Genomic DNA, 21,361 nt, shown 5'->3' with positions numbered 1-21,361 from the left:
CAACAAACCTATGACAATAGAATGTCATTCGGCCGCCTGTTGCATTGGTGCAGCGCGCAAAACGGCCAACAATTCTTCGCGACGCTTCGCTGCTTTGCGCGCATTCGCGTCTTTCACCGGGCCAAAGCCACGGATATCGCGTGGCAAACTGGCCAAGGCAATGGCCGCATCCCGCGTATCGGGGCGCATGACCTGCAGAACTTCAGCCATATCGGCCTCATATTCCTTGATCAAAGCGCGTTCCATTCGGCGTTCTGCCGTCCGCCCGAACGGATCAAAAGGAGTACCGCGCAGCCACTTCAACTTCGCCAACTTTGGAAATGCCCAGGCCATACCAGCCCCGTAGGTCCTCTTGGCCGGTCGGCCATCCGGGCCGGTTTTGCTCAATAGCGGCGGGGCCAGATGATAGCTCAATTTCAGATCACCGTCGAACTCTGCTTCAGCCTTCTGGCGCGTTTGGGTCAACAATCGTGCAACCTCATATTCATCCTTGTAGGACAGCAGCTTGTGATATCCTGCTGCGACCGCCTCGCGCAGCGCGTCATCCTCTACGCTATCGACCAACTTGCGATATCGGGCCGCCAGGCGTTTGCCCTGATAGGCAGTCAAATGTGCGACGCGAAATGCGATTTTATCCTCAAGCGTTTCTGGTAGCTTGATCACGTTCGGTTCCAGAACATTAGCCGCATCCTTGGGGTTCAAATAGGCCCAGCGGCCCAACTCAAAGGCGCGAATGTTGTTGTTGATGGCAGCACCGTTCAGCTCAATTGCACCGAGAATCGCCTCGTAACTCACTGGAATTGCGCCCATTTGCCACACAGCGCCGAACACCATCATGTTTGAATAGATGCTGTCACCCAGCAATGCCTTGGCCAGATCTGAGGCATCAAACATGGCCAACCCGTCGCGAACGCGAGCCTGCAACGCGACCTCAAGCTCATCGGCGGGCAACTTGAATTCAGTGTCTCGGGTGAAGTCGCCGGTGATGATTTGATGGCTGTTCACGACACCCTTTGTCCGCCCGGTCTTCATCAAACCAAGTGTCTTTGCACCGGCAGACACGACCAAATCGCCACCAATCAGCGCGTCGCATTCACCTGTCGCTACACGGATCGCATTGATATCGCCGGGTTTGTCGGCAATTCTGCAATGGATGTGAACGGCCCCACCTTTTTGGGCAAGCCCAGCCATCTCCATCATGCCTGCACCCTTGCCATCAATATGCGCTGCCATCGCAAGAACAGCACCAATCGTCACGACACCAGTTCCACCGACCCCAGTTATCACAACGTTATGGGTACCTGAAATGGCCGGTAGCTCGGGTTCTTCCATATCCGGCAATTCGATTTGCGCGGTTGCTTCCTTGCGAATTTTCGCGCCCTCAATCGTCACAAAGGATGGGCAAAAACCCTTCACGCATGAAAAGTCCTTGTTGCAGGAAGATTGATCAATCGCACGCTTGCGCCCCAATTCTGTTTCAACCGGTACAATCGATACGCAGTTTGATTGCACACCGCAATCGCCACACCCCTCACAGATATCAGTGTTGATAAAGACGCGTTTGTCCGGATCAGGGAACTGTCCACGCTTGCGACGGCGACGCTTTTCGGCGGCACAGGTCTGTACATACACAATGACAGACACACCTTTGTATTTGCTGTATTTTTCCTGAACAATTTGCAATTCGTCACGACCATGCACATCAAGACCGGCAGGGAATTGCGACAGATCCGCCATTTCTTTCTCGTCATAAACCAGTGCGACATTCTGCACGCCCATCGCCATGACTTCGCGGCAAATCTGATCTGCGGTCAGGCCACCATCATTGCCTTGGCCGCCTGTCATGGCCACGGCATCGTTATACAGAATTTTGTAAGTGACATTCGTGCCCGCCGTCAACGCAAAGCGAATAGCCTGAACACCCGAATGGTTGTAGGTGCCATCGCCGAGGTTCTGAAAGACATGGTCACGGGTCGAAAACGGGGCTTCGCCCACCCAGTTTGCGCCCTCACCCCCATTTGCGTAAAGCCAACCGTATCACGATCCATCCACTGCACCATGTAATGACACCCAATGCCCGCGTAGGCGCGCGCGCCCTCAGGGACCTTTGTGGATGAGTTGTGCGGGCAGCCAGAACAAAAATACGGCAAGCGCGCTGCAATCTCGGACGCATTGTCTGCGCGCCGTGCGTCCGCCAAGGCCGCCATACCCGCAGTAATCTCAGACGATGAACAGCCTTCTTCGGTCAGAATGCCACCCAGTTTCTCAGCAATCACAATGGGATTTAGGTCAGCCTTGGTCTGGAACACCTCTTCACGGCGACCCTCTGAATGCTCATCACCCTTGTGCCACCCGTAAACACGCCGTCCCTTGCGATCATCGAACAGGGCTTCTTTCACCTGAACTTCGATCAGTTTGCGCTTTTCTTCCACAACAACAATCAGATCAAGGCCCTCAGCCCACTCGTGGAACGACGCCATGTCCAAGGGCCAAACCTGACCCACCTTGTAGGTGGTAATGCCCAACCGCTCTGCGTCGCCTTCGCTAATGTTCAGCAGTGACAGTGCATGCTGCAGATCCAGCCAGTTCTTGCCCGCCGCGACAAAACCGATCTTGGCGCCCGGCTTGCCCCATTTGCGCTGATCCATCTTGTTGGCCCGGCTAAAGGCCTCTGCGGCAAAGCGTTTGTGGTCGATCATGCGCGCTTCTTGCAGCTGTGGGGTGTCAATCAGACGAATGTTCAAACCACCCTCAGGCAGATCCAGATCAGGCCGCACAAACGACATGCGATCAGGTGATCCATCCACCACGGAGGTGACCTCAATCGTGTCCTTCATCGTCTTAAGGCCAACCCAGACGCCAGCGTAGCGTGACAGCTCCCAGGCGTAGAGACCGTAATCTAGAATTTCCTGCACACCGGCAGGGGACACAATCGGCATATAGGCATCAATCATCGCCCAATCGGACTGGTGCAAGGTGGTCGAGCTTTCACCCGTGTGATCATCGCCCATTGCCATGATGACACCGCCATGCGGGGATGTGCCGGCCATATTGGCATGACGCATCACGTCGCCGGACCGGTCCACACCGGGCCCCTTGCCGTACCAAAGACCAAAAACGCCATCATGTCGGCCTTCACCACGCAATTCGGCCTGCTGGGTGCCCCAAAGCGCCGTCGCAGCCAAATCTTCGTTCAGCCCCGGTTGAAATTTGATCTGAGCCGGCTCCAACACGGCTTTGGCGCGGGTCATTTGCATATCAACCGCTCCAAGGGGTGACCCGCGATAGCCTGTCACATATCCCGCCGTATCAAGCCCCGCTGTCTTGTCGCGCGCCCGCTGCATCAACATTAATCGCACCAGCGCCTGTGTGCCGTTCAGCAAGATCTGCTTCTTGCCAAGGTCGTAGCGGTCATTGAGGGACACATCCTGATGGCTCATTTCGCACCTCCCTGCGCGACAAATCACTTGTCAAAAACTATAGGTCATAAAAGCTGACCTACAAAGAAGAAAATAAATGCGATGGGCGTTTGCATCAAAACACAGGTTCCGCGTAATGTTCGCCAACCGATAACGATAACAATGATGCTGACAGGGTTTTATGGACTGGGATAAGCTAAGAATATTTCACGCTGTCGCTGATGCGGGTTCGCTGACCCACGCAGGTGATACGCTGCATCTATCGCAGTCGGCCGTCAGTCGGCAAATTCGGGCGTTGGAAGAATCGCTTAACACCACATTATTCCACCGCCATGCGCGCGGATTGATCCTGACTGAACAGGGCGAATTGCTGTTTGATGCGACCAAATCCATGAACAAGCGGCTCGAAGCCGCATCTGCACGCATCCGGGACAGCGAAGAAGAAGTCTTTGGCGAACTGCGCGTTACGACAACAACGGGTTTTGGCACACTCTGGCTCGCACCGCGGCTCCCAAAGCTTTACGAACTTTATCCAGACCTCAAAATCGACTTGATGCTGGAAGAGCGCGTGCTGGACTTACCCATGCGGGAAGCCGATGTTGCGATCCGCATGAAAGAACCGTCCCAAGCCGATCTTATCCGCAAACGTCTGATGTCCGTGCGGATGCGGCTTTACGCAACTCCGGCATATCTTGCGAAGCACAGTACGCCGGAAAAACTTGAGGACATGGGCAAACATCGCCTGATCTGTCAAAGCCTCAATTCAATACAGGTCGCGGCCGGAGCAACGCTGCTGCAGCACCTGATCACGGCAGACATTCCCAATACGTTTACGGTCAACAACTACTTTGGCGTGCTTCAGGGCGTTCTGAATAACATCGGGATTGGCGTGTTGCCTGACTATGTGACAGAGGACTTTCCTGACCTTGTGCGGGTTCTGCCTGATCTTGAAAGCGGCGAGGTGCCGGTCTTCCTCGCCTACCCCGAGGAGTTGCGACAATCCAAAAGGATCAGCGCATTTCGTGATTTTGTGCAGGAAGAGATTTTTGCACATCGCCGGAAGATGCGCGAAACGGCTGCAGGCTAGCCTAACCTAACGTCGCGCCTCACTTTGCACTCTTGACGCTGCAACACCATATTTTTGCCAAAAATACAGAACAATCACCGGCCAAAAATAGGATAAATCCTTTGCGTCGGAGCAAAAGACAACATGACCCAAGACAACTTTTCCGAGAGGCTGCGTCGGATTGAGGCCAGGAAGGGCCCACAGCATGTCGCTGACTATGAACCGCCAATACGCACTGTAAAGCGACGCAACTGGAACGACCGCCGCCCCGCGATTATGATGTCGCTTTTGGTTACGGCCACTTTTGCAGCAGTCGCCGGGATTATATTCCTAGAACGCGGCGGTAACGTCAGTGGCATAAGAGACGTCATTTCCGCGCAGGTCGCAAAAATCACTCCAGACTTTGGCGGCCTTCCAAGCTTCGAGGCGGTCGTACTCGAGTCAGCGATGGAATCGCAGATGGCAAAGCGCGAGGAAAGGCTTGCCGCCGAGGCAGAGGCCCGCGCGCGGACCCTCATCGCCCCCCCACAGAGCGGGGTGCCATACCGGTAGAGCCGGTTACAACCGACCGCATGGGTCTTGTGGTTGGTAAGGGTTATGCAGCGACCCAATCCGGCACGCCTATCGCAATTGATACGATCATGGCGGGTTTCGAACCCACCGGCCCCAATAGCGCGTTTGGCGATCTTGCCTATTTTGAATACAACGAAGAGTGCACTTTGCGCCCTGTCGGCGCAAACGAGACATTCATAAACCTGAATGTCGGACATGCGCACAAGACAGCGCCGGTGCAGTTGCTGAACGAAGCAGGCATCGTATCATCATTGGAAACCGCGATTGAGGAAGCAATTGAGGATGGCCATTCGCCGGGCATGTTATCGGTTGCCCGTGGCGGCATGGCTGCCGTCGACGTCATCATAACAGACACCAGTGGGCCGCTCTATGTCGTGCTCCAAACACTGGGCGGTAACATCGTGTGGAATGTGCGCGCCGCACCGGGCGTCGAAATCGCACATATCGCGATGGTCGCAAATGGTGGTTCGGCACTGACAGGGAATATCGGGAACGCTACCTTCGAAGCAATCCGCGCCAGCGACTTTGGCAACCAGATGGATTTCTACCGCTTTAGCGGAGAACCTGAAGATCTTGAATGTATGGCGCGCCCTTTCCGGAAACCGGATGAAAGCTGGGGGGCCTGGGCTGGCGCGAAAGGCGGCAATAGTATGGACGGCAATCTGTTGTTCATGCGCGACAATGGGCAAGAGGCGTATGACTATTGGTTTACGCAAACCTTAGGTCTTCCAAGTTCCGAAAACCTTGTGTCAGTCGCAGGCGCCGGCACCGTGCTACTTGGCGCGCTGCCGTCGGCTCTTTTTGCCGCACCGAATGCAACCAACACGCTTTTTGTGGAACGTCATGATCGCACGCTTTTGGGTGACGCCGCCACGCGCGAGGCTGAAACGGTCCAGATTTACTCTGACATCGTCACACAAGCCGCTGGCGGCGATCATCGTGGCACCATTCCAGACGCGCAGGATCTCGGCGGTGCCCTGGCTGAGGCGGCAACCGTGGGCGGCGCGCGCCGCAACTTCGGTGAGATGATCATGAACAACAATGTCGTCGAGGAAGTTGTCAGCCTAACGGAGCTCAATAGCCACCGAAAGGCGATCTTCACCTACTGGCTGACGCTTGCGGACATTCTCAACGAGGGCGAAGACACGCCACCAGAGGAGTTGCGAAACATCTATGCAATGCTGCGTGCGCCGAAACTGATGCAGGACTTCTGCACCGACACCTTGGTCGAGATTGCAAGCAGATGCCGTATGTATGGCGCCAGCTTGCGCAACGTCGGCGACGGCGCTCTAGGGGAATTTGAGGTACGCGCTAACTTTGCCTACATCCCGAACTATACAATTGGCGAGGTGACCCGGATCTCAAATGGCGAGTTTATTTCTGCTGGCCTGACAGATCAAAAGGAAGGGCGCACGAATGCGTCCCCTGAAGACAGACGCGCCTTCTTGGCTGATCTGGGGCGGGTCTGCGACGAATTGCGCAAGGAATATGGGAACTGCCTGATAGACACCGCGCGGTTTCATGGGGACAGACCTGCGCAAACTCTGACAGATCGCGACAACAGCAGAACATTTGGCTCCGTCTCGGTCTACACGGTCGAGAACCGCTTCGAAGAGGGCAACCTTCTTGAAAAAGCAGAAGAAATTCTGGCCGGACTACAGGCAGAGTAAAAGGACACCCGGCCGGCTATGCACCCAGCGCATGGCGGGTCTGCAAAAAAGTTTACCATTTTTTCTTGAATGGTCAAAAACCGCGCACTATCTCAATCCTCGAAGGCGATGCAGTTTTACGACTTACCGCTTTCACCTCCCTGTTGGACTTCGCCGGGCTTCGCGCCCGGCATTTTTTTACCCGGATGGCAGCCCGTGTTGGCGGCCAATTCTCAGGGCGCACCCCCACATCAGACCGTTCAGGCAAAGACCTCTCTTTCCCTCTTAGGTACAACCCCGTAAAACACGCGCGACTCGAAGGGGACCAAGATGCAAGAGCCAGCAATCACCGAAGACCTGATCGCAGCCCATGGGCTGAGCCCCGACGAATACCAGCGCATCCTCGAGATTATCGGACGTGAGCCAAGCTTCACCGAACTGGGTATCTTTTCAGCGATGTGGAACGAGCACTGTTCCTACAAATCCTCCAAGAAATGGCTGCGCACCCTGCCCACAGAAGGCCCCCAGGTCATCTGCGGCCCCGGCGAAAACGCGGGCGTTGTCGATATTGGTGACGGGCAAGCCGTCGTTTTCAAAATGGAAAGCCATAACCACCCAAGCTACATTGAGCCCTATCAAGGTGCGGCAACGGGTGTCGGCGGCATTCTACGGGACGTTTTTACCATGGGCGCACGCCCCATTGCGGCGATGAACTCACTCTCTTTCGGCGAACCCGATCACCCCAAAACCCGCCAGCTGGTCAACGGCGTCGTCGCCGGTGTCGGTGGCTACGGTAACTGCTTTGGCGTGCCAACTGTCGGCGGTGAAGTCCGTTTTGATCCGGCCTACAACGGCAACTGCCTTGTGAACGCCTTTGCCGCCGGTCTCGCCGATGCGGACAAAATTTTCTATTCGGCAGCCTCCGGCATCGGCATGCCCGTCGTCTACCTTGGCGCCAAAACCGGGCGCGACGGTGTTGGCGGCGCAACAATGGCCTCTGCCGAATTTGACGACACAATCGAAGAAAAGCGACCCACCGTTCAGGTCGGCGATCCTTTTACGGAAAAACGCCTGATGGAAGCGACGCTGGAACTGATGGCAACAGGTGCCGTGATTTCCATTCAGGATATGGGGGCCGCCGGCCTCACCTGTTCTGCGGTGGAAATGGGCGACAAAGGCGGGCTGGGCGTCAAACTGAACCTCAACGCTGTCCCTCAGCGCGAAGACAATATGACCGCCTATGAGATGATGCTATCAGAAAGCCAAGAACGCATGCTCATGGTCCTCAAGCCCGAGCTTGAGGCTGAGGCGCGGGCGGTGTTTGAGAAATGGGACCTCGACTTTGCCATCGTGGGTGAAACGATCGCCGAAGATCGCTTTATCGTCGAACACAATGGCCAGGTCATGGCCGATCTGCCACTGGCCACCCTATCCGGCTCCGCGCCCGAGTATGACCGGCCCTGGGAGCCAACCCTGCCCCCGCACCTTTGGGCGAAATCACAGGCGTTCATCCGATCGACGGGCTCAAAGCGCTGATCAGCAGTCCAAATTATGCCGGTAAGCAATGGGTCTACGAACAATATGACCAACAGGTCATGGGCGATACGGCACGGACCCCGGCGCAGGCGCAGGCATTGTGCGGGTGCATGGCACCGACAAGGCGCTGGCCTTCACCAGCGACGTAACGCCGCGCTATGTCAAAGCGAACCCCGTCGAGGGCGGCAAACAGGCCGTAGCCGAAGCCTACCGCAACCTCACGGCCGTCGGGGCAACGCCACTTGCCACAACCGACAATATGAACTTCGGCAACCCCGAAAAGCCACGCATTATGGGTCAGTTTGTTGGGGCCATCCAAGGGATTGGCGAAGCTGTCAAAGCACTTGATATGCCAATCGTCTCGGGGAATGTTTCACTTTATAATGAAACGGACGGTGCAGGCATCTTGCCGACCCCGACAATTGGTGCGGTCGGTATCATCAACAACCCCGATCAGATGATCACTGGCGAAGTCCGCGAAGGCCACGTCCTTTTGTTGCTGGGCGAAACAACAGGCCACCTCGGCCAATCGGCACTGCTCGCGGAAGTCTACGGCCGTGCTGAAGGAGACGCACCAACGGTTGATCTGGCCGCCGAGAAAGCGAACGGCGATTTTATCCGCACCTATCACGCCTTCATCAAAGCCTGCACCGACCTCAGTGACGGAGGTCTTGCACTTGCCGCATTTGAACTGGCGGAAACGGCACACGTCGGCATCACATTGGATGTCGAAGATACGCCAACGCTCTTTGGTGAAGATCAAGCGCGCTACCTGATCGCTTGTAACTTCGACCAAGCAGAAGCATTGATGATTGCCGCTACTCAAGCGGGTGTAACGCTGAAGACAGTTGGCAAGGCGGGCGGCGATCAAATCACCTTCGGCAGCCAAAGCGCACCCTTGTCAGAGCTGAGCCACACGTTCCGCACGTCCTTTGAAAGCACTGTTGCCTAGTCTTTCTATGTCCAATCAAACTTCCGCCGGAGGCTCCGACCTTGCCCCGGCGGACAAGCGCACCTAACTTAAGCGCAACCGAATAAAAGGACCGAAAATGCCGATCAGCGCCCATGAAATCGAAACGCTTCTGCGCGAAAGCTTCCCTGACGCCCAAATTGCCGTTCAAGGTGATGATGGCGCGCATTTCGCCGCCGAGGTGATCGACGAGAGCTTTCGCGGCAAGAACCGGGTCCAGCAGCAACGCGCTGTCTACGCCGCGCTGAAAGGCAAAATGGACGGCAACAACGGCGAATTACACGCTCTGGCCCTAACAACGAAAGCACCCGAATAGCCGCTGTGACATATAACATGATCATAGCTTTGCTTTGCGGTCTTGTTCTGGCCGCCTTTGTCTTGCGCGCTTTCCGGATTGTCGGAAAAGAAGGCGCAGACCGAAATCGCGGCTCGGACCGCAAAGACGGGTTTCACGTCATTCATGCAGAGTATTCCTCGGGTATCTCTGGCCATCACACAACATACAAAGTTCCTTGCGATCCCGACGAATACGCACGCTTCTTTGTCCCACAAAAAACGGATAGCAAACAATGACAGCTCAAGAACAAATCAAAGAAACCATCACATCCAACGATGTCGTACTCTTTATGAAGGGCACCAAGAGCATGCCGCAATGCGGCTTCTCTTCCCGTGTTGCAGGCGTGCTAAACTTCATGGGGGTTGAATTCAGCGACGTGAATGTACTTGCCGACGACGCAATCCGCCAAGGCATCAAGGACTTTTCCGATTGGCCGACGATCCCACAGCTTTACGTCAAAGGCGAATTCGTCGGCGGTTGCGACATCATCACAGAGATGACGCTCTCAGGTGAATTGGACACGCTGTTTTCTGAAAACGGTGTCAGCTACGACAAAGACGCCGCTGACAAGATCCGCGAAGCGAACGCATAACACCGGGCGGAGGGCTTTGCGCCCTCCCCTTACCGCGCCTCGACTTGCGCGGCCAAAGCTTCAGCGCGCGCCGCGATCTCTGCCAATGTATCTGTCACAGCCGCAGGCACCACAGGCACCTCAACACGGATCGGATCAGGCGCTGGCTGCGATTGCAGTGTTTCAACCTGCGCACGTACCTTAGCGGCTTCGGCCTCCAACTCGCGCACTTTGTCTTCAAGACCGGCGGTTCTGTCGGCAAGCATTAAACCCGCCATCAACAGCATCCGCGCCTCAGGCATCCGGCCAATCTGATCGGCCAAATGGGCCGCCTCAGCATCCAACATCGCGGCGGCTGAATGCAGGAAATGCTCTTCGCCGTCCTGACAGGCCACTTCAAACGTGCGGCCTCCGATTGTAATCTCAACCTGCGGCATGGGACGCCTCCTCGATCAGGGGTTTGAGTTCGGCCAAAATGGCATCAACCTCTGCCGCATCCGCAGACCGCTGCGCATTCAACGCCTCGATCTCGGCGGCCACTGCCGCATCATGCAGTTCTGGCGCAAGGCCGGTTGTGACGGCTTCCCGCAGCTTGGCGTTCATCTCGCGCAATTGCACATTCGAGGCGCGCAATTGCTGCAACTCTTCGTCCAGTTTCATCAAATGCTTGCTTTGGGTCTCGGCCCGCGTGGTCAGTTGCGCCACTTGCGTATCCTGCCGCTCTTTGAGCATGCGGACACGTTCAACAAGTTCCGCGTTCTGCGCGCGTTCGTCGTCCAGCGCTGATTGTAATCCCGTATCGGCGGGGACTTGCGCACGCGGCGCGTCCAAACCCTGTCTTATCCGGTCTAGTGCCGCCGTAATGCGACTTTCCAATGCACTGATATCACTCATCCACCCGTCCTTTCGTGGCACAGAGTTGCCTCTGCTTTTGCCATAACCCACGCCACGCGCCGCTTTTTTGCCCCCCAGCGGGACAGCGTCGCGCCGAATCGTGCCTCTGATAGCAGAGGGTAAGACATCCCCTCCCTGCCCGCAAACCACCGGGCCCCAAGAATATGAGTGACTTAGACGTCACGCTTGATCTTGGGGGCCTGCCTGATATGACGCAGGCGACGCTTGATGTTCACTTTTCGTAAATAGGACCTGACCCTCTTGGATATTGCAGCCCTGCGCACCGCCCACCCTGACCACTGGATGAAAGCCACAGCCATCCGCACTTTGACTTTGGATGCGGTTGCCGCAGCCAACTCTGGACACTCTGGCATGCCAATGGGCATGGCGGATGTTGCGACGGTACTGTTCGAAAAACATCTGAATTTCGATCCCAAAGCGCCACATTGGCCGGATCGCGACCGATTCATCCTGTCCGCAGGTCACGGCTCCATGTTGCTTTATTCCCTGATGTACCTGACCGGCTATGAAGATATGCCGCTGGAGCAGATCAAGGACTTCCGCCAATGGGGTGCACGCACTGCCGGACACCCGGAATTTGGCCATGCCCGCGGGATCGAGACAACGACCGGTCCCTTGGGCCAAGGCATCGCCAATTCGGTTGGTTTCGCAATCGCCGAAGAAATCCAGCGTGCCACATGGGGCAAGAAAATCATCAATCACCACACTTACGTGATGGCTGGTGACGGTTGCCTGATGGAAGGCGTCAGCCACGAGGCAATCGCGCTGGCGGGCATGCAAAAGCTGTCCAATCTCATCGTGTTCTGGGACAACAACAACATCACCATCGACGGCACCGTCGATATCGCTGATATCACAAACCAACCGATGCGATTTGAAGCTTGCGGCTGGCACGTCCAATCCATCGACGGCCATGATCCAGAGGCCATCGACGCAGCCATTGCCGCCGCCAAGAAAGACCCGCGTCCATCTATGATCGCCTGCAAAACCCATATCGCTCTGGGGCACGCGGCACAGGACACATCCAAAGGCCACGGTGCCTTGACCGATGCACACCAGTTGAAGGCCGCAAAAGAAGCCTACGGCGCACCACTAGGCGATTTCGAAGTCGCCGCGGACGTCAAAGCGCAATGGGCAGCCATTGGCGCGCGCGGTGCGGCCACCCGCAAAGAGTGGCAAGACCGGTTTGAAACACTGTCGGCCAGCAAACAGGCCGAATTCAACCGCACCTATGCCGGCGAAGCCCCCAAGCGTCTTGCCGCCACGATCCGCGCCCTGAAAAAGCAGATCAGCGAAGACGCCCCCAAGGTTGCGACCCGCAAGTCTTCGGAAATGACGCTTCAGGTGATCAACCCGATTATGCAGGAAACCATCGGCGGTTCTGCCGACCTGACGGGCTCCAACAACACGCTGACCAAAGACATGGGCGTGTTCCACCCCGACACCCGCAACGGCCGCTATATCTACTACGGTGTGCGCGAACACGGGATGGCGGCTGCGATGAACGGCATGGCGCTGCACGGCGGCGCGCGGCCCTATGGCGGCACATTCATGTGTTTCACCGACTACGCGCGCGGTGCGATGCGCCTGTCCGCGTTGATGGGTGTCCCAACAACTTACGTGATGACCCACGACAGCATCGGCCTTGGCGAAGACGGACCAACGCACCAGCCGGTCGAACATCTGGCCATGCTGCGCGCGACACCGAACACCAACGTCTTCCGCCCCGCCGACACGGTTGAGACGGCAGAAGCGTGGGAACTGGCGCTGACGTCACAAAAGACACCCAGCGTCTTGGCACTGACCCGTCAAGGGCTGCCAACCGTGCGGACCGAACACAAAACCAAGAACCTCACCGCCCAAGGCGCCTATGTTTTGGCCGACGCCGAAGGCAAGCGCCAAGCGATCCTGCTGGCCACTGGGTCCGAGGTCAGTATCGCAATGGAAGCCCGCGAACTGCTGCAGGCAGAAGGGATCGGCACACGCGTCGTGTCCATGCCATGCTGGGAGCTGTTCGAAGAACAAGACGAGAAATATCGCCGCCGCGTTCTGCCCGCAGGCCCGGTCCGTGTAGCAATCGAGGCCGGCATCCGCTTTGGCTGGGACCGTTGGTTGTTCGGCGAGCGCGGCAAGCGTGAAAAGTCCGGTTTCGTGGGCATGCACGGCTTTGGTGCGTCGGCGCCGGCAGAGCGTCTGTACGAAGAGTTCGGGATCACAGCCAAAGACACCGTCGCCAAGGTCAAATCCTTGATCAAATAAGCTATGAAGGCCACCACGATGACATATCTCAAGATCGGCGGCGTGGTGGCCTTTGCAGGCTTGGTTATTCTGGCCAGTTGCAGCCAAAATGCCCAAGCCCCCCTGATCAGGGCAGACACCGCAGATATTGATGCATTTGCCACGCAGGTGCTCAATGACATTCAGCCCACCTCAATCGCGGAAGGGCGCGAGTACTGCGGTTATATTCTGACTTCTGAACAAGGCAACCTGTTCGCCACCGCACCTGCGCCGGGCGGTGAGGATTACTGCGACCTGCCCTGGCCCGGCGACAATGTCGTGGCCTCCTACCACACTCACGGCGGCTTTTCCGATCTCTACGACAATGAAGTCCCCTCAGTCGACGACATGATCGGTGATTTTGAGGCCGGCACGGACGGCTATGTCAGCACACCGGGTGGACGTGTCTGGCTAATCGACTACGACGCCCAAATCGCGCGTCAGCTTTGCAACGCGCTTTGCGTGACATCTGACCCCGAGAACGATCCGACCGATGCAGGCTTTGTGCCGCAGACATTCACTCTCGAAGAACTCAAGGCGCGGTTTGAATAAGGCTTAACGCCGAAACACCACAGGAAACCAATCTTCCCGCAGCTTTTGCCCTGCCAGCATGTCATGGCCGGGAAACGGCGGCGATGTCGGACCCGGTCGTTCCACATAGCGCGCATCATCCCCCAACAGGCGCAATGAAAATGCACGACGGCGCGACGCAGCTTCATTCCCGCGTGCCCCATGCAAGGTACGGTAGTGAAAGGCCACAGCATCGCCCGGCTCCATCTCATATTCGACGATCTTCATGCCGTCAGCATCCGGATCGGGAACAGGCATAAAATCCTGATCGTCAGGGTAAAAATCTGTCTCGGACAACCACCGGGTCGGCAACACAGCCCGAGGCCATTTGTGCGAACCTGCCACACAGCGCAGCGATGCGGCGCGCACCGGATCAAGCGGCGACCAAAAGCTGACGGTCTGCTCCCCCTCGACAAAGTAATAGGGGCTGTCCTGATGCCACGGCGTGGGCTTCGACGTCCCCGGCTCTTTCACCAAAACATGGTCATGGAACAGCTGCGTTGTCTGCGACCCCATCAAATCCGCCGCGACCTCTGCTGCAGGGGAATGGCGCGCGGCATCCTCAAACGGGGCAATCCGGTTCCAGTTGCAGTAGTCATCAAAGAACCGCCCCGCCTCTCCGTCATGCAGGTTTTCGGCGGCATAGGGCCCCGGGTTGGCCATGTTCGTGGCAACGCCTTGGCGCAACGCATCCAGCCACTCTGCGAACAGCCCCTTTACCAAAACAACGCCGTCACGTTGGTAGGTCGCGATATGATCTTGCGTGATAAGAGGGTGCATGCGCTCTCCTTTGGCTGCGGTAACCCTACAAATCAAAGTAGCGATTCGACAGCTATGAAAACTGTTTGCGGTAACACACCGAAATCGCTGAAGTTCGTTATCGCTAACGGGCGCTGTTAACGATAACATATTGAAGATCAACGATTTTTCCTTTCCCAGCCTCGGCGCACCACCGTATACCGAATTCAAGAACAACGCGCATCAAAGGACGGCAGGCATGACAGTCACGATCGGGATCAACGGCTTTGGACGCATCGGACGCTGTACTTTGGCACATATTACCGAAGCCGCGCGCAATGACGTGCAAGTCGTCAAAATCAACGCGACCGGCCCGATTGAAACCAACGCCCATCTGCTCAAATACGACAGCGTGCATGGCCGTTTCGGGAGCCCTGTGACCGTCAAAGACAACACACTTGATCTGGGACGCGGACCGATTGACGTGATGTCGACATATGATCCGCAAGAACTGAACTGGGACGGCGTTGATGTCGTTCTGGAATGCACGGGCAAATTCAACGACGGCGAAAAATCCAGCGTACATCTGGATCGCGGCGCCAAAAAGGTCCTGATATCTGCACCGGCCAAGAATGTGAACCGCACGGTCGTCTACGGTGTGAACCATCGTGAATTGGGCACGACGGAACGAATGGTTTCAAACGGGTCCTGCACGACCAACTGCCTCGCTCCTCTCGCCAAGGTGCTCAACGACGCGATCGGGATTGAGCGCGGCATTATGACGACGATCCACAGCTACACCGGCGATCAACCGACGCTCGACCGCCGCCACGCTGACCTCTACCGCGCAAGGGCGGCCGCAATGGCGATGATCCCGACATCCACCGGGGCCGCGAAAGCCTTGGGCGAGGTATTGCCAGAGCTTGCGGGCAAACTTGACGGTACTGCAATGCGGGTCCCGACCCCAAACGTCAGCGCCGTTGATTTGACATTCGAGGCGGGGAAATCTGTCAGCGTTGAAGACGTGAACGCCGTGGTGGCCGAAGCGGCGGGCGGCTATATGGGGATGGTCATGTCATACGATGACGAGGCGAAAGTCAGTATCGACTTCAACCATACGACCGAAAGCTGCATCTTTGCCCCCGAACAAACCAAAGTCATTGGCGGCAAAACCGTCCGTGTCTTGGCGTGGTACGACAATGAGTGGGGCTTCTCGGCGCGGATGGCTGATGTGGCAGCGACGATGGGTCGGCTACACTAAACCTCAAATCGTCAACATGCAGGCTTTGCCATTCTAGAGCACGCGCGGTAGGCATTTGGCATGACAAATCGCCTTGCCATCATCCTGTTTCTCCTCATCATCGGGCTATTGGCCTTTGATCGCTTTCAATACGATTGGGAGAACACGATCTTTCTGCTGCGCAAGGCCACTGCGTTCATCGAATGGATGGCATTCTGGCGGTAAACCGATGATCAACGGTTGACCTTTTCGCGTAAATCGCAATGTTAGCGCCAACACTGCCCCTGAGGAGAATACCATGGCCGTCAAAGTAGCTATCAACGGATTTGGCCGTATTGGCCGCAACGTATTGCGTGCCATCATCGAAAGCGGTCGCACGGATATTGAGGTTGTCGCAATCAACGATCTTGGCCCGGTTGAGACAAACGCACACCTGCTACGTTTCGACAGCGTCCATGGTCGTTTCCCGGCGACTGTCACAACGACCGAAACAACCATCGACGTGGGCTGTGGCCCGATGCAGGTCACAGCGATCCGTAATCCTGCTGAACTTCCTTGGTCTGACGTTGACGTGGTTTTAGAATGTACCGGCATTTTTACCAGCAAAGAAGCCTGCCAAGCGCATCTTGATAATGGCTCCAGCCGGGTGCTGATCTCGGCACCGGGCAAGGATGCGGACAAGACGATTGTCTTTGGTGTGAATGACAATGTGCTGACCAGCGACGATATTGTCGTCTCAAACGCGTCTTGCACAACGAACTGCCTGTCCCCTGTTGCCAAGGTCCTCAATGACGCCGTTGGCATCACCAAAGGCTTTATGACGACAATTCACAGCTACACAGGCGACCAACCCACGCTTGATACGATGCACAAAGACCTCTACCGCGCGCGCGCCGCGGCTTTGTCGATGATCCCGACATCCACGGGTGCTGCGAAGGCGGTCGGCCTGGTTCTGCCAGAACTGAACGGCAAGTTGGACGGCGTCGCGATCCGCGTCCCAACGCCGAATGTGTCCGTTGTCGATCTGACATTTGAGGCCGCGCGCCCTACAACTGTGGAAGAGGTCAACAGTGCCATCGTCGCAGCAGCTGACGGCCCACTGAAAGGCGTGTTGGCCTACACCGACCTGCCAATGGTCAGTTCGGATTTCAACCATGATCCGCATTCCTCGATCTTCCATCTTGACCAAACCAAAGTGCTGGACGGCAACATGGTGCGGATCCTGACATGGTACGACAACGAATGGGGCTTCTCGAACCGCATGAGCGACACTGCAGTGGCAATGGGTAAGCTGATCTAAAGCCCCGCACGATCGGGTTAAAGGCCGGCCTCACTCGGCCGGCTTTTTTGTGTGCAGTTTGCAAGTTTCCTTGTCGCAGATTGTGGCGGGTGCTACGCCAGATCCACCAGAGAACCACTAGGGCAAAACGCGTGCAATATAGAGATGATATTGATGGGCTACGCGCTGTCGCCGTTATTCTAATCGTGTTCTTTCATGTTAGACTGTCCAGCGTCCCCGGCGGTTTTGTTGGCGTGGATGTGTTCTTCGTTATCAGTGGTTTTTTGATCACTAAACTGATCAGCAAAGAATTGGCGCAAGAGCGGTTTTCATTTGGCCAATTCTATATGCGGCGACTGCGCCGGCTGGGCCCGGCGCTCTTGGTGACTGTGGCCCTGACACTTGCCGCCGGTTGGTTCATCTTGCCGCCAGCGCTGTACCAAACAACGGCGCAAGCGGCTCTTGCGACGCTTCTTTCTGTGAGTAATGTCCTATTTTGGCAGCAAACAGGTTACTTTGATACAGCGGCCGCTTATAAACCCTTGCTGCATACATGGTCGCTTGCGGTTGAAGAACAGTTCTACCTGATATGGCCTGCAACCTTGCTGATCGCGTGGCGACTGCTTTCCGAGCGCGGCGTCCTAGTTGCGATTTTGATCGGCAGTGCAATCAGCCTAGCGGCGGGCCAAGCTTTGCTGTCATCCTCCGCGTCAGCTTCTTTCTATCTGACTCCCTTTCGCATCTTCGCTTTCGCTGCGGGCGCGATCCTTGCCGTGACCAACTGGGAAGCACGCAATGCTGCCGCCGCGAACGCTGCATCCTTGGGCGGACTGCTCATCATACTTTACGTCGCGGGCAACTTGCATGAAACGGACCCATTTCCGGGCATCAACAGCGCAATCCCCGCCTTTGCCACCGCTTTGATGATTTACGCAGGGCCAACGGCTGTGATGAACCGTGCGCTGGCCCTGCCCCCAATCCGCTATATTGGAAAGATCAGCTATTCTGTGTATTTGCTGCATTGGCCGTTGATTGTATATTATATCTTTCTTTTTGGTCAGGCCAAGACATCGGGGCAAATCCTTGGACTTGTGGCACTAACATTGGGTGCAGGCGCACTGATGTATCACGCCATTGAGAGCCCCTTCCGACGCAAGCGCGCTGATGCGTTTGTGGTGACGCCAAACGCGCTTGCCTGGGGCAGCCTCGTCTGCGCCTTAATGATCGGTCTGACAAGCTGGCAAATTCACACCCAACGGGGCGTCCCAAGTCGCTACGCCCCTGAAATCCGCGCATTGTTAGAACAGCTGGACACAGCAATCGACGCCCGCACCCAAGCAACAGGAGAATTCACCTGCAACGCGACCACAAATTCGCAGGGTGTGTATTTTGAGGGCTTCGCCGACTGCCTACCAAACGCAACCGACAACCTCATCGTGGTGCTGGGCGACAGCCATGCCGCCGACCTTTTCATGGGGTTGAATGCAGCCCACCCTGACCGCAACATTGTGCAGTTGACTGGGAACGGCTGCAACATGACAAAGCCACTGGATGGCACGTCATTCTGCGCGCCGTTCATGCGGTTCTGGCAGGCATGGATCGTTGAGAACGCCAAGAACATAGATGCAATCGTTTACTCACAAAGCGGCGGGTCCCTGGTGTCGACCGTCGCAGGAGGCATCGAACGCCCGAACCCCACGCTTATCCGCCTTTTGGCCGATAATTTACGCCAGTACCAAGTACAGGAGATACCCTTCATTTTTTGGGGGCCAAGACCCGGCTTTGAACCAACCATTGATGTGGCCATTGCGGGCAGCAATGACCTGAACGATGTCCGCACCTACTACGACGAGGCCTCTTTCAGCGCTGATTTCCAACTTGATGCCCGGCTAAAGACCCACTTTGCAGACACGGCTATCCACTACGTATCAAGCTTACAGGCGCTGTGTGACCCGATATGTCCGACACTGACAAAGGATGATAAGTTGTTCATCGTCGATCACGCGCATTGGTCCGTTGAAGGCGCGGTTGAAGCAACGCAGACCATCATTGCCAGCGACCCAGAGCTTCAAAAAACCTTCGGCAACTAAGTCACAATCTTGAGCAAATTATGAAGATTGCCATGCGTATTCTGCATAGCCGCTAGCCCCAACTGTCAGTTGTTCTGCGCTGCGGCATTGCTAGATGTGGAGTACGAAGCAAACGCGATGACTTAAAAGGAGCACGCAAATGACCGTATTGAACACAGTTCGCACCGCCGTCCAGAAACGCGTGGCCTATAGCCGCCTCAAGCATGAGCTCGCAACAATGCCCGTTGAAACAGCCATTGACTTGGGTATGTTCCGCGAAGACGCAAGCAAAGTCGCAGCAAAGGCGATCTACGGCTAAGCCACTGAGGTAGAAAGAAAACCGGCCGCGCCTTCGGGGGCGGCTTCGTTGTTTCTAAAGACCGTCCAAGAACGCATCAATCCGCCCGGCATAGCCCTCTTGGCCTGCAAGGTTATTGTGTGTGCCATCTTCAACACGATGAAATGTCACGGACAGCCCAGCCGCCTTCATCCGGTCTGACATGCGTTGTCCATTCCTGATCGGGATCAATTGGTCGGCGGCACCATGCTGGATCAGAACGGGCGCGCCAAGCGCGTCCACCTCTGCGGCAGAGTTCCACTTTTGGACACCGGGCAGATAACAGGCAGGCAGCCAGGATGCTCTCGTCATCAACTCGCACATTTTCACATAGGGTGCATCCAGTATGATGGCCGCAACCGGACGCGCAGCAGCGACGTGAATGGCCAGACCCGTCCCCATCGAAAACCCGTGAACGGCGATCGGCCCATCATGACGCTCCGCAAGCCAGTCATATGCGGCAAGCGCATCAGCTTTCAGCCCCACCTCAGACGGCTTTCCCGGAATGCCGCCACCTCCGCGATACTGCATGGCAGCTATGGTGCGGCCTGCTGATTGATGCGCGTCCAAGGAAAAACTGAAGTAGCTCAGCGCACCCCCATTGCCCATGAAATAGAGCACAGCCAGATCATCCGGGCCGTCGGCAATCGCGATAGCGACGTTACGGTCGGATACGAACGTCTGACTGTAGTCGGGATTATCAAATTCATCAGGCCCAAAGGGATACAAGAACTGCGGATGCGCCAACACCATGATCGTTGCATAAAGAAGGTAGGTTCCAGCCAGCATCCAGACCCAATTCAACCGCCAAACCGTTCTTTCAGGGCCGAATTGACGGCCGGCGTGACAAATTTTGACACATCCCCCCCAGACGCGCAATTTCCTTAACCAGCTTGGACGCAATCGCCTGATGCTCAGCCTCCGCCATCAGAAAGACTGTCTCAATCGAATTGTCCAATACACGGTTCATGCCAACCATTTGATATTCATACTCAAAATCCGCAACCGCGCGCAGACCGCGGATAATCATCGACGCGCCAACATCGCGCGCGCAATCAATCAGCAAGTTCTCAAAGGGATGCACATCAATCACACAGCCTTTGGCAATACCCAGTGGCCCCGCTTCTGCCTCTATCATCGCCACGCGTTCTTCGAGCGTGAACATCGGCCCCTTGTCGCGATTGATCGCCACACCGATCACCAGCCGGTCAACCAACGAACAGGCGCGCCCAATAATATCAAGATGGCCATGCGTGACCGGGTCAAATGTACCGGGATAAAGTCCTACGCGCATGGCATCCTCGTCTTGTCTTAAGTGTTTGCCAAGCAACAGTATTGCAGATCAAAAAGCAAGTCGCGGCTCAGTGGCCCATGATCATCCCCTCAAGGGACTCCTTTTCCATCGCCAGCTGGGCCAATCGGCCCTTCACCGCATCACCAATCGAAATCAGACCCAGCATTTTGCCGTCTTGCATCACAGGCAAATGGCGGAAACGACCATCAGTCATAATTTCCAATACTTCCAACGCGTTATTGGACGGACTGCATGTAATCAGTTTTGACGTCATTAAGGCGCTCACCGGATCGCTCAGGCAGGCGGGTCCACGCTTGCCCAGCTCACCTACAATATCGCGTTCGGACAGGATCCCGTCCAAAGCTTCACCATCCGCCGAAACCACCACAGTACCAATACGATGTTGCGACAATAGCTTGGCGGCATCCGTCACCGTCGATGTCGGCGTGACAGAAATCACCCCCTCGGTCGCCTTTGATTTCAGCATTTGGGCTACAAGCATATGCGGGCTCCTTGGTGTT

The 21,361-nt window shown here is 56.2% G+C and carries 18 protein-coding genes and 3 pseudogenes; 14 read left to right on the top strand and 7 right to left on the bottom strand.

Annotation, left to right across the window (positions count from 1 at the left end; genetic code table 11):
* Nucleotides 1-24 precede the first annotated feature (24 nt).
* Nucleotides 25-3,440: pseudogene (locus ACZ1G5_RS17050) on the bottom strand (indolepyruvate ferredoxin oxidoreductase family protein).
* 160 nt (nt 3,441-3,600) lie between these two features.
* Here ACZ1G5_RS17050 and ACZ1G5_RS17045 point away from each other — a divergent pair.
* The 7 genes and pseudogenes from ACZ1G5_RS17045 (at nt 3,601) to grxD (ending at nt 10,142) form a co-directional block, all read left to right on the top strand.
* Entirely contained in the window at nt 3,601-4,506 is a 906-nt protein-coding gene (locus tag ACZ1G5_RS17045) for a LysR family transcriptional regulator (protein ID WP_472733979.1), read from the top strand.
* Between the two features lie 123 nt (nt 4,507-4,629).
* Nucleotides 4,630-5,037, top strand: a complete 408-nt coding sequence (locus tag ACZ1G5_RS17040) for a hypothetical protein (RefSeq protein WP_472733978.1) — start codon at nt 4,630-4,632, stop codon at nt 5,035-5,037.
* Nucleotides 5,038-5,057: 20 nt separating this feature from the next.
* The gene (locus ACZ1G5_RS17035; RefSeq protein ID WP_472733977.1) at nt 5,058-6,728 is read left to right on the top strand and encodes a hypothetical protein; all 1,671 of its coding nucleotides are present in this window, start codon (nt 5,058-5,060) and stop codon (nt 6,726-6,728) included.
* A 309-nt stretch (nt 6,729-7,037) separates the two neighbouring features.
* A pseudogene (purL, locus tag ACZ1G5_RS17030) lies at nt 7,038-9,195 on the top strand (phosphoribosylformylglycinamidine synthase subunit PurL).
* A 97-nt stretch (nt 9,196-9,292) separates the two neighbouring features.
* Nucleotides 9,293-9,529, top strand: coding sequence for a BolA/IbaG family iron-sulfur metabolism protein (locus ACZ1G5_RS17025; RefSeq protein ID WP_472733976.1), 237 nt, complete (start codon nt 9,293-9,295; stop codon nt 9,527-9,529).
* Between the two features lie 17 nt (nt 9,530-9,546).
* Nucleotides 9,547-9,786, top strand: coding sequence for a hypothetical protein (locus tag ACZ1G5_RS17020; RefSeq protein ID WP_472733975.1), 240 nt, complete (start codon nt 9,547-9,549; stop codon nt 9,784-9,786).
* On the top strand, nt 9,783-10,142 hold the full coding sequence (gene grxD, locus ACZ1G5_RS17015; RefSeq protein WP_472733974.1) for a Grx4 family monothiol glutaredoxin: 360 nt from the start codon (nt 9,783-9,785) through the stop codon (nt 10,140-10,142). Before ACZ1G5_RS17020 ends, grxD begins: the two co-directional genes overlap by 4 nt.
* Before the next feature lie 29 nt (nt 10,143-10,171).
* Here the strand turns inward: grxD and ACZ1G5_RS17010 are convergent, their stop codons facing one another.
* A complete protein-coding gene (locus tag ACZ1G5_RS17010; protein WP_472733973.1) occupies nt 10,172-10,558 on the bottom strand; it encodes a cell division protein ZapA in 387 nt (128 codons plus the stop codon).
* Nucleotides 10,545-11,015: a hypothetical protein gene (locus ACZ1G5_RS17005; RefSeq protein WP_472733972.1), complete on the bottom strand. Its 471-nt coding sequence runs from the start codon at nt 11,013-11,015 to the stop codon at nt 10,545-10,547. The genes ACZ1G5_RS17010 and ACZ1G5_RS17005 overlap by 14 nt, the downstream gene beginning before the upstream one ends.
* 261 nt (nt 11,016-11,276) lie before the next feature.
* Here ACZ1G5_RS17005 and tkt point away from each other — a divergent pair, with 261 nt between their 5' ends.
* Both tkt and ACZ1G5_RS16995 read left to right on the top strand, forming a co-directional pair.
* Entirely contained in the window at nt 11,277-13,295 is a 2,019-nt protein-coding gene (gene tkt, locus ACZ1G5_RS17000; RefSeq protein ID WP_472733971.1) for a transketolase, read from the top strand.
* 3 nt (nt 13,296-13,298) lie between these two features.
* The gene (locus ACZ1G5_RS16995; RefSeq protein WP_472733970.1) at nt 13,299-13,865 is read left to right on the top strand and encodes a DUF4329 domain-containing protein; all 567 of its coding nucleotides are present in this window, start codon (nt 13,299-13,301) and stop codon (nt 13,863-13,865) included.
* Nucleotides 13,866-13,868: 3 nt separating this feature from the next.
* Here ACZ1G5_RS16995 and ACZ1G5_RS16990 read toward each other — a convergent pair whose 3' ends face one another.
* Complete coding sequence (locus tag ACZ1G5_RS16990; protein ID WP_472733969.1) at nt 13,869-14,663, bottom strand: phytanoyl-CoA dioxygenase family protein; 795 nt, start codon at nt 14,661-14,663, stop codon at nt 13,869-13,871.
* A 217-nt stretch (nt 14,664-14,880) separates the two neighbouring features.
* Between ACZ1G5_RS16990 and gap (ACZ1G5_RS16985) the strand changes: the two genes are divergently transcribed.
* From gap (ACZ1G5_RS16985) to ACZ1G5_RS16965, 5 genes are all read left to right on the top strand, one after another.
* Nucleotides 14,881-15,882 (top strand): type I glyceraldehyde-3-phosphate dehydrogenase, encoded by a 1,002-nt coding sequence (gap, locus tag ACZ1G5_RS16985; RefSeq protein WP_472733968.1) that lies wholly within the window; start codon nt 14,881-14,883, stop codon nt 15,880-15,882.
* 60 nt (nt 15,883-15,942) lie between these two features.
* A complete protein-coding gene (locus tag ACZ1G5_RS16980; RefSeq protein ID WP_472733967.1) occupies nt 15,943-16,086 on the top strand; it encodes a hypothetical protein in 144 nt (47 codons plus the stop codon).
* 73 nt (nt 16,087-16,159) lie between these two features.
* On the top strand, nt 16,160-17,161 hold the full coding sequence (gene gap / locus ACZ1G5_RS16975; protein WP_472733966.1) for a type I glyceraldehyde-3-phosphate dehydrogenase: 1,002 nt from the start codon (nt 16,160-16,162) through the stop codon (nt 17,159-17,161).
* A 131-nt stretch (nt 17,162-17,292) separates the two neighbouring features.
* Nucleotides 17,293-19,230, top strand: coding sequence for an acyltransferase family protein (locus ACZ1G5_RS16970; RefSeq protein WP_472733965.1), 1,938 nt, complete (start codon nt 17,293-17,295; stop codon nt 19,228-19,230).
* Nucleotides 19,231-19,369: 139 nt separating this feature from the next.
* Nucleotides 19,370-19,528 (top strand): hypothetical protein, encoded by a 159-nt coding sequence (locus ACZ1G5_RS16965; protein WP_472733964.1) that lies wholly within the window; start codon nt 19,370-19,372, stop codon nt 19,526-19,528.
* Nucleotides 19,529-19,582: 54 nt separating this feature from the next.
* Here ACZ1G5_RS16965 and ACZ1G5_RS16960 read toward each other — a convergent pair whose 3' ends face one another.
* From ACZ1G5_RS16960 to ACZ1G5_RS16950, 3 genes and pseudogenes are all read right to left on the bottom strand, one after another.
* Nucleotides 19,583-20,335, bottom strand: a complete 753-nt coding sequence (locus tag ACZ1G5_RS16960; protein WP_472733963.1) for an alpha/beta hydrolase — start codon at nt 20,333-20,335, stop codon at nt 19,583-19,585.
* 11 nt (nt 20,336-20,346) lie between these two features.
* A pseudogene (gene coaD / locus ACZ1G5_RS16955) lies at nt 20,347-20,840 on the bottom strand (pantetheine-phosphate adenylyltransferase).
* Between the two features lie 67 nt (nt 20,841-20,907).
* Nucleotides 20,908-21,342 (bottom strand): CBS domain-containing protein, encoded by a 435-nt coding sequence (locus tag ACZ1G5_RS16950; protein ID WP_472733962.1) that lies wholly within the window; start codon nt 21,340-21,342, stop codon nt 20,908-20,910.
* Nucleotides 21,343-21,361 lie beyond the last annotated feature (19 nt).

It is taken from the genome of Yoonia sp. JB2-21, assembly GCF_055693545.1.
The sequence above is the reverse complement of the archived record's forward strand: the minus strand, read 5'-3'. Positions and strand labels throughout refer to the sequence as shown.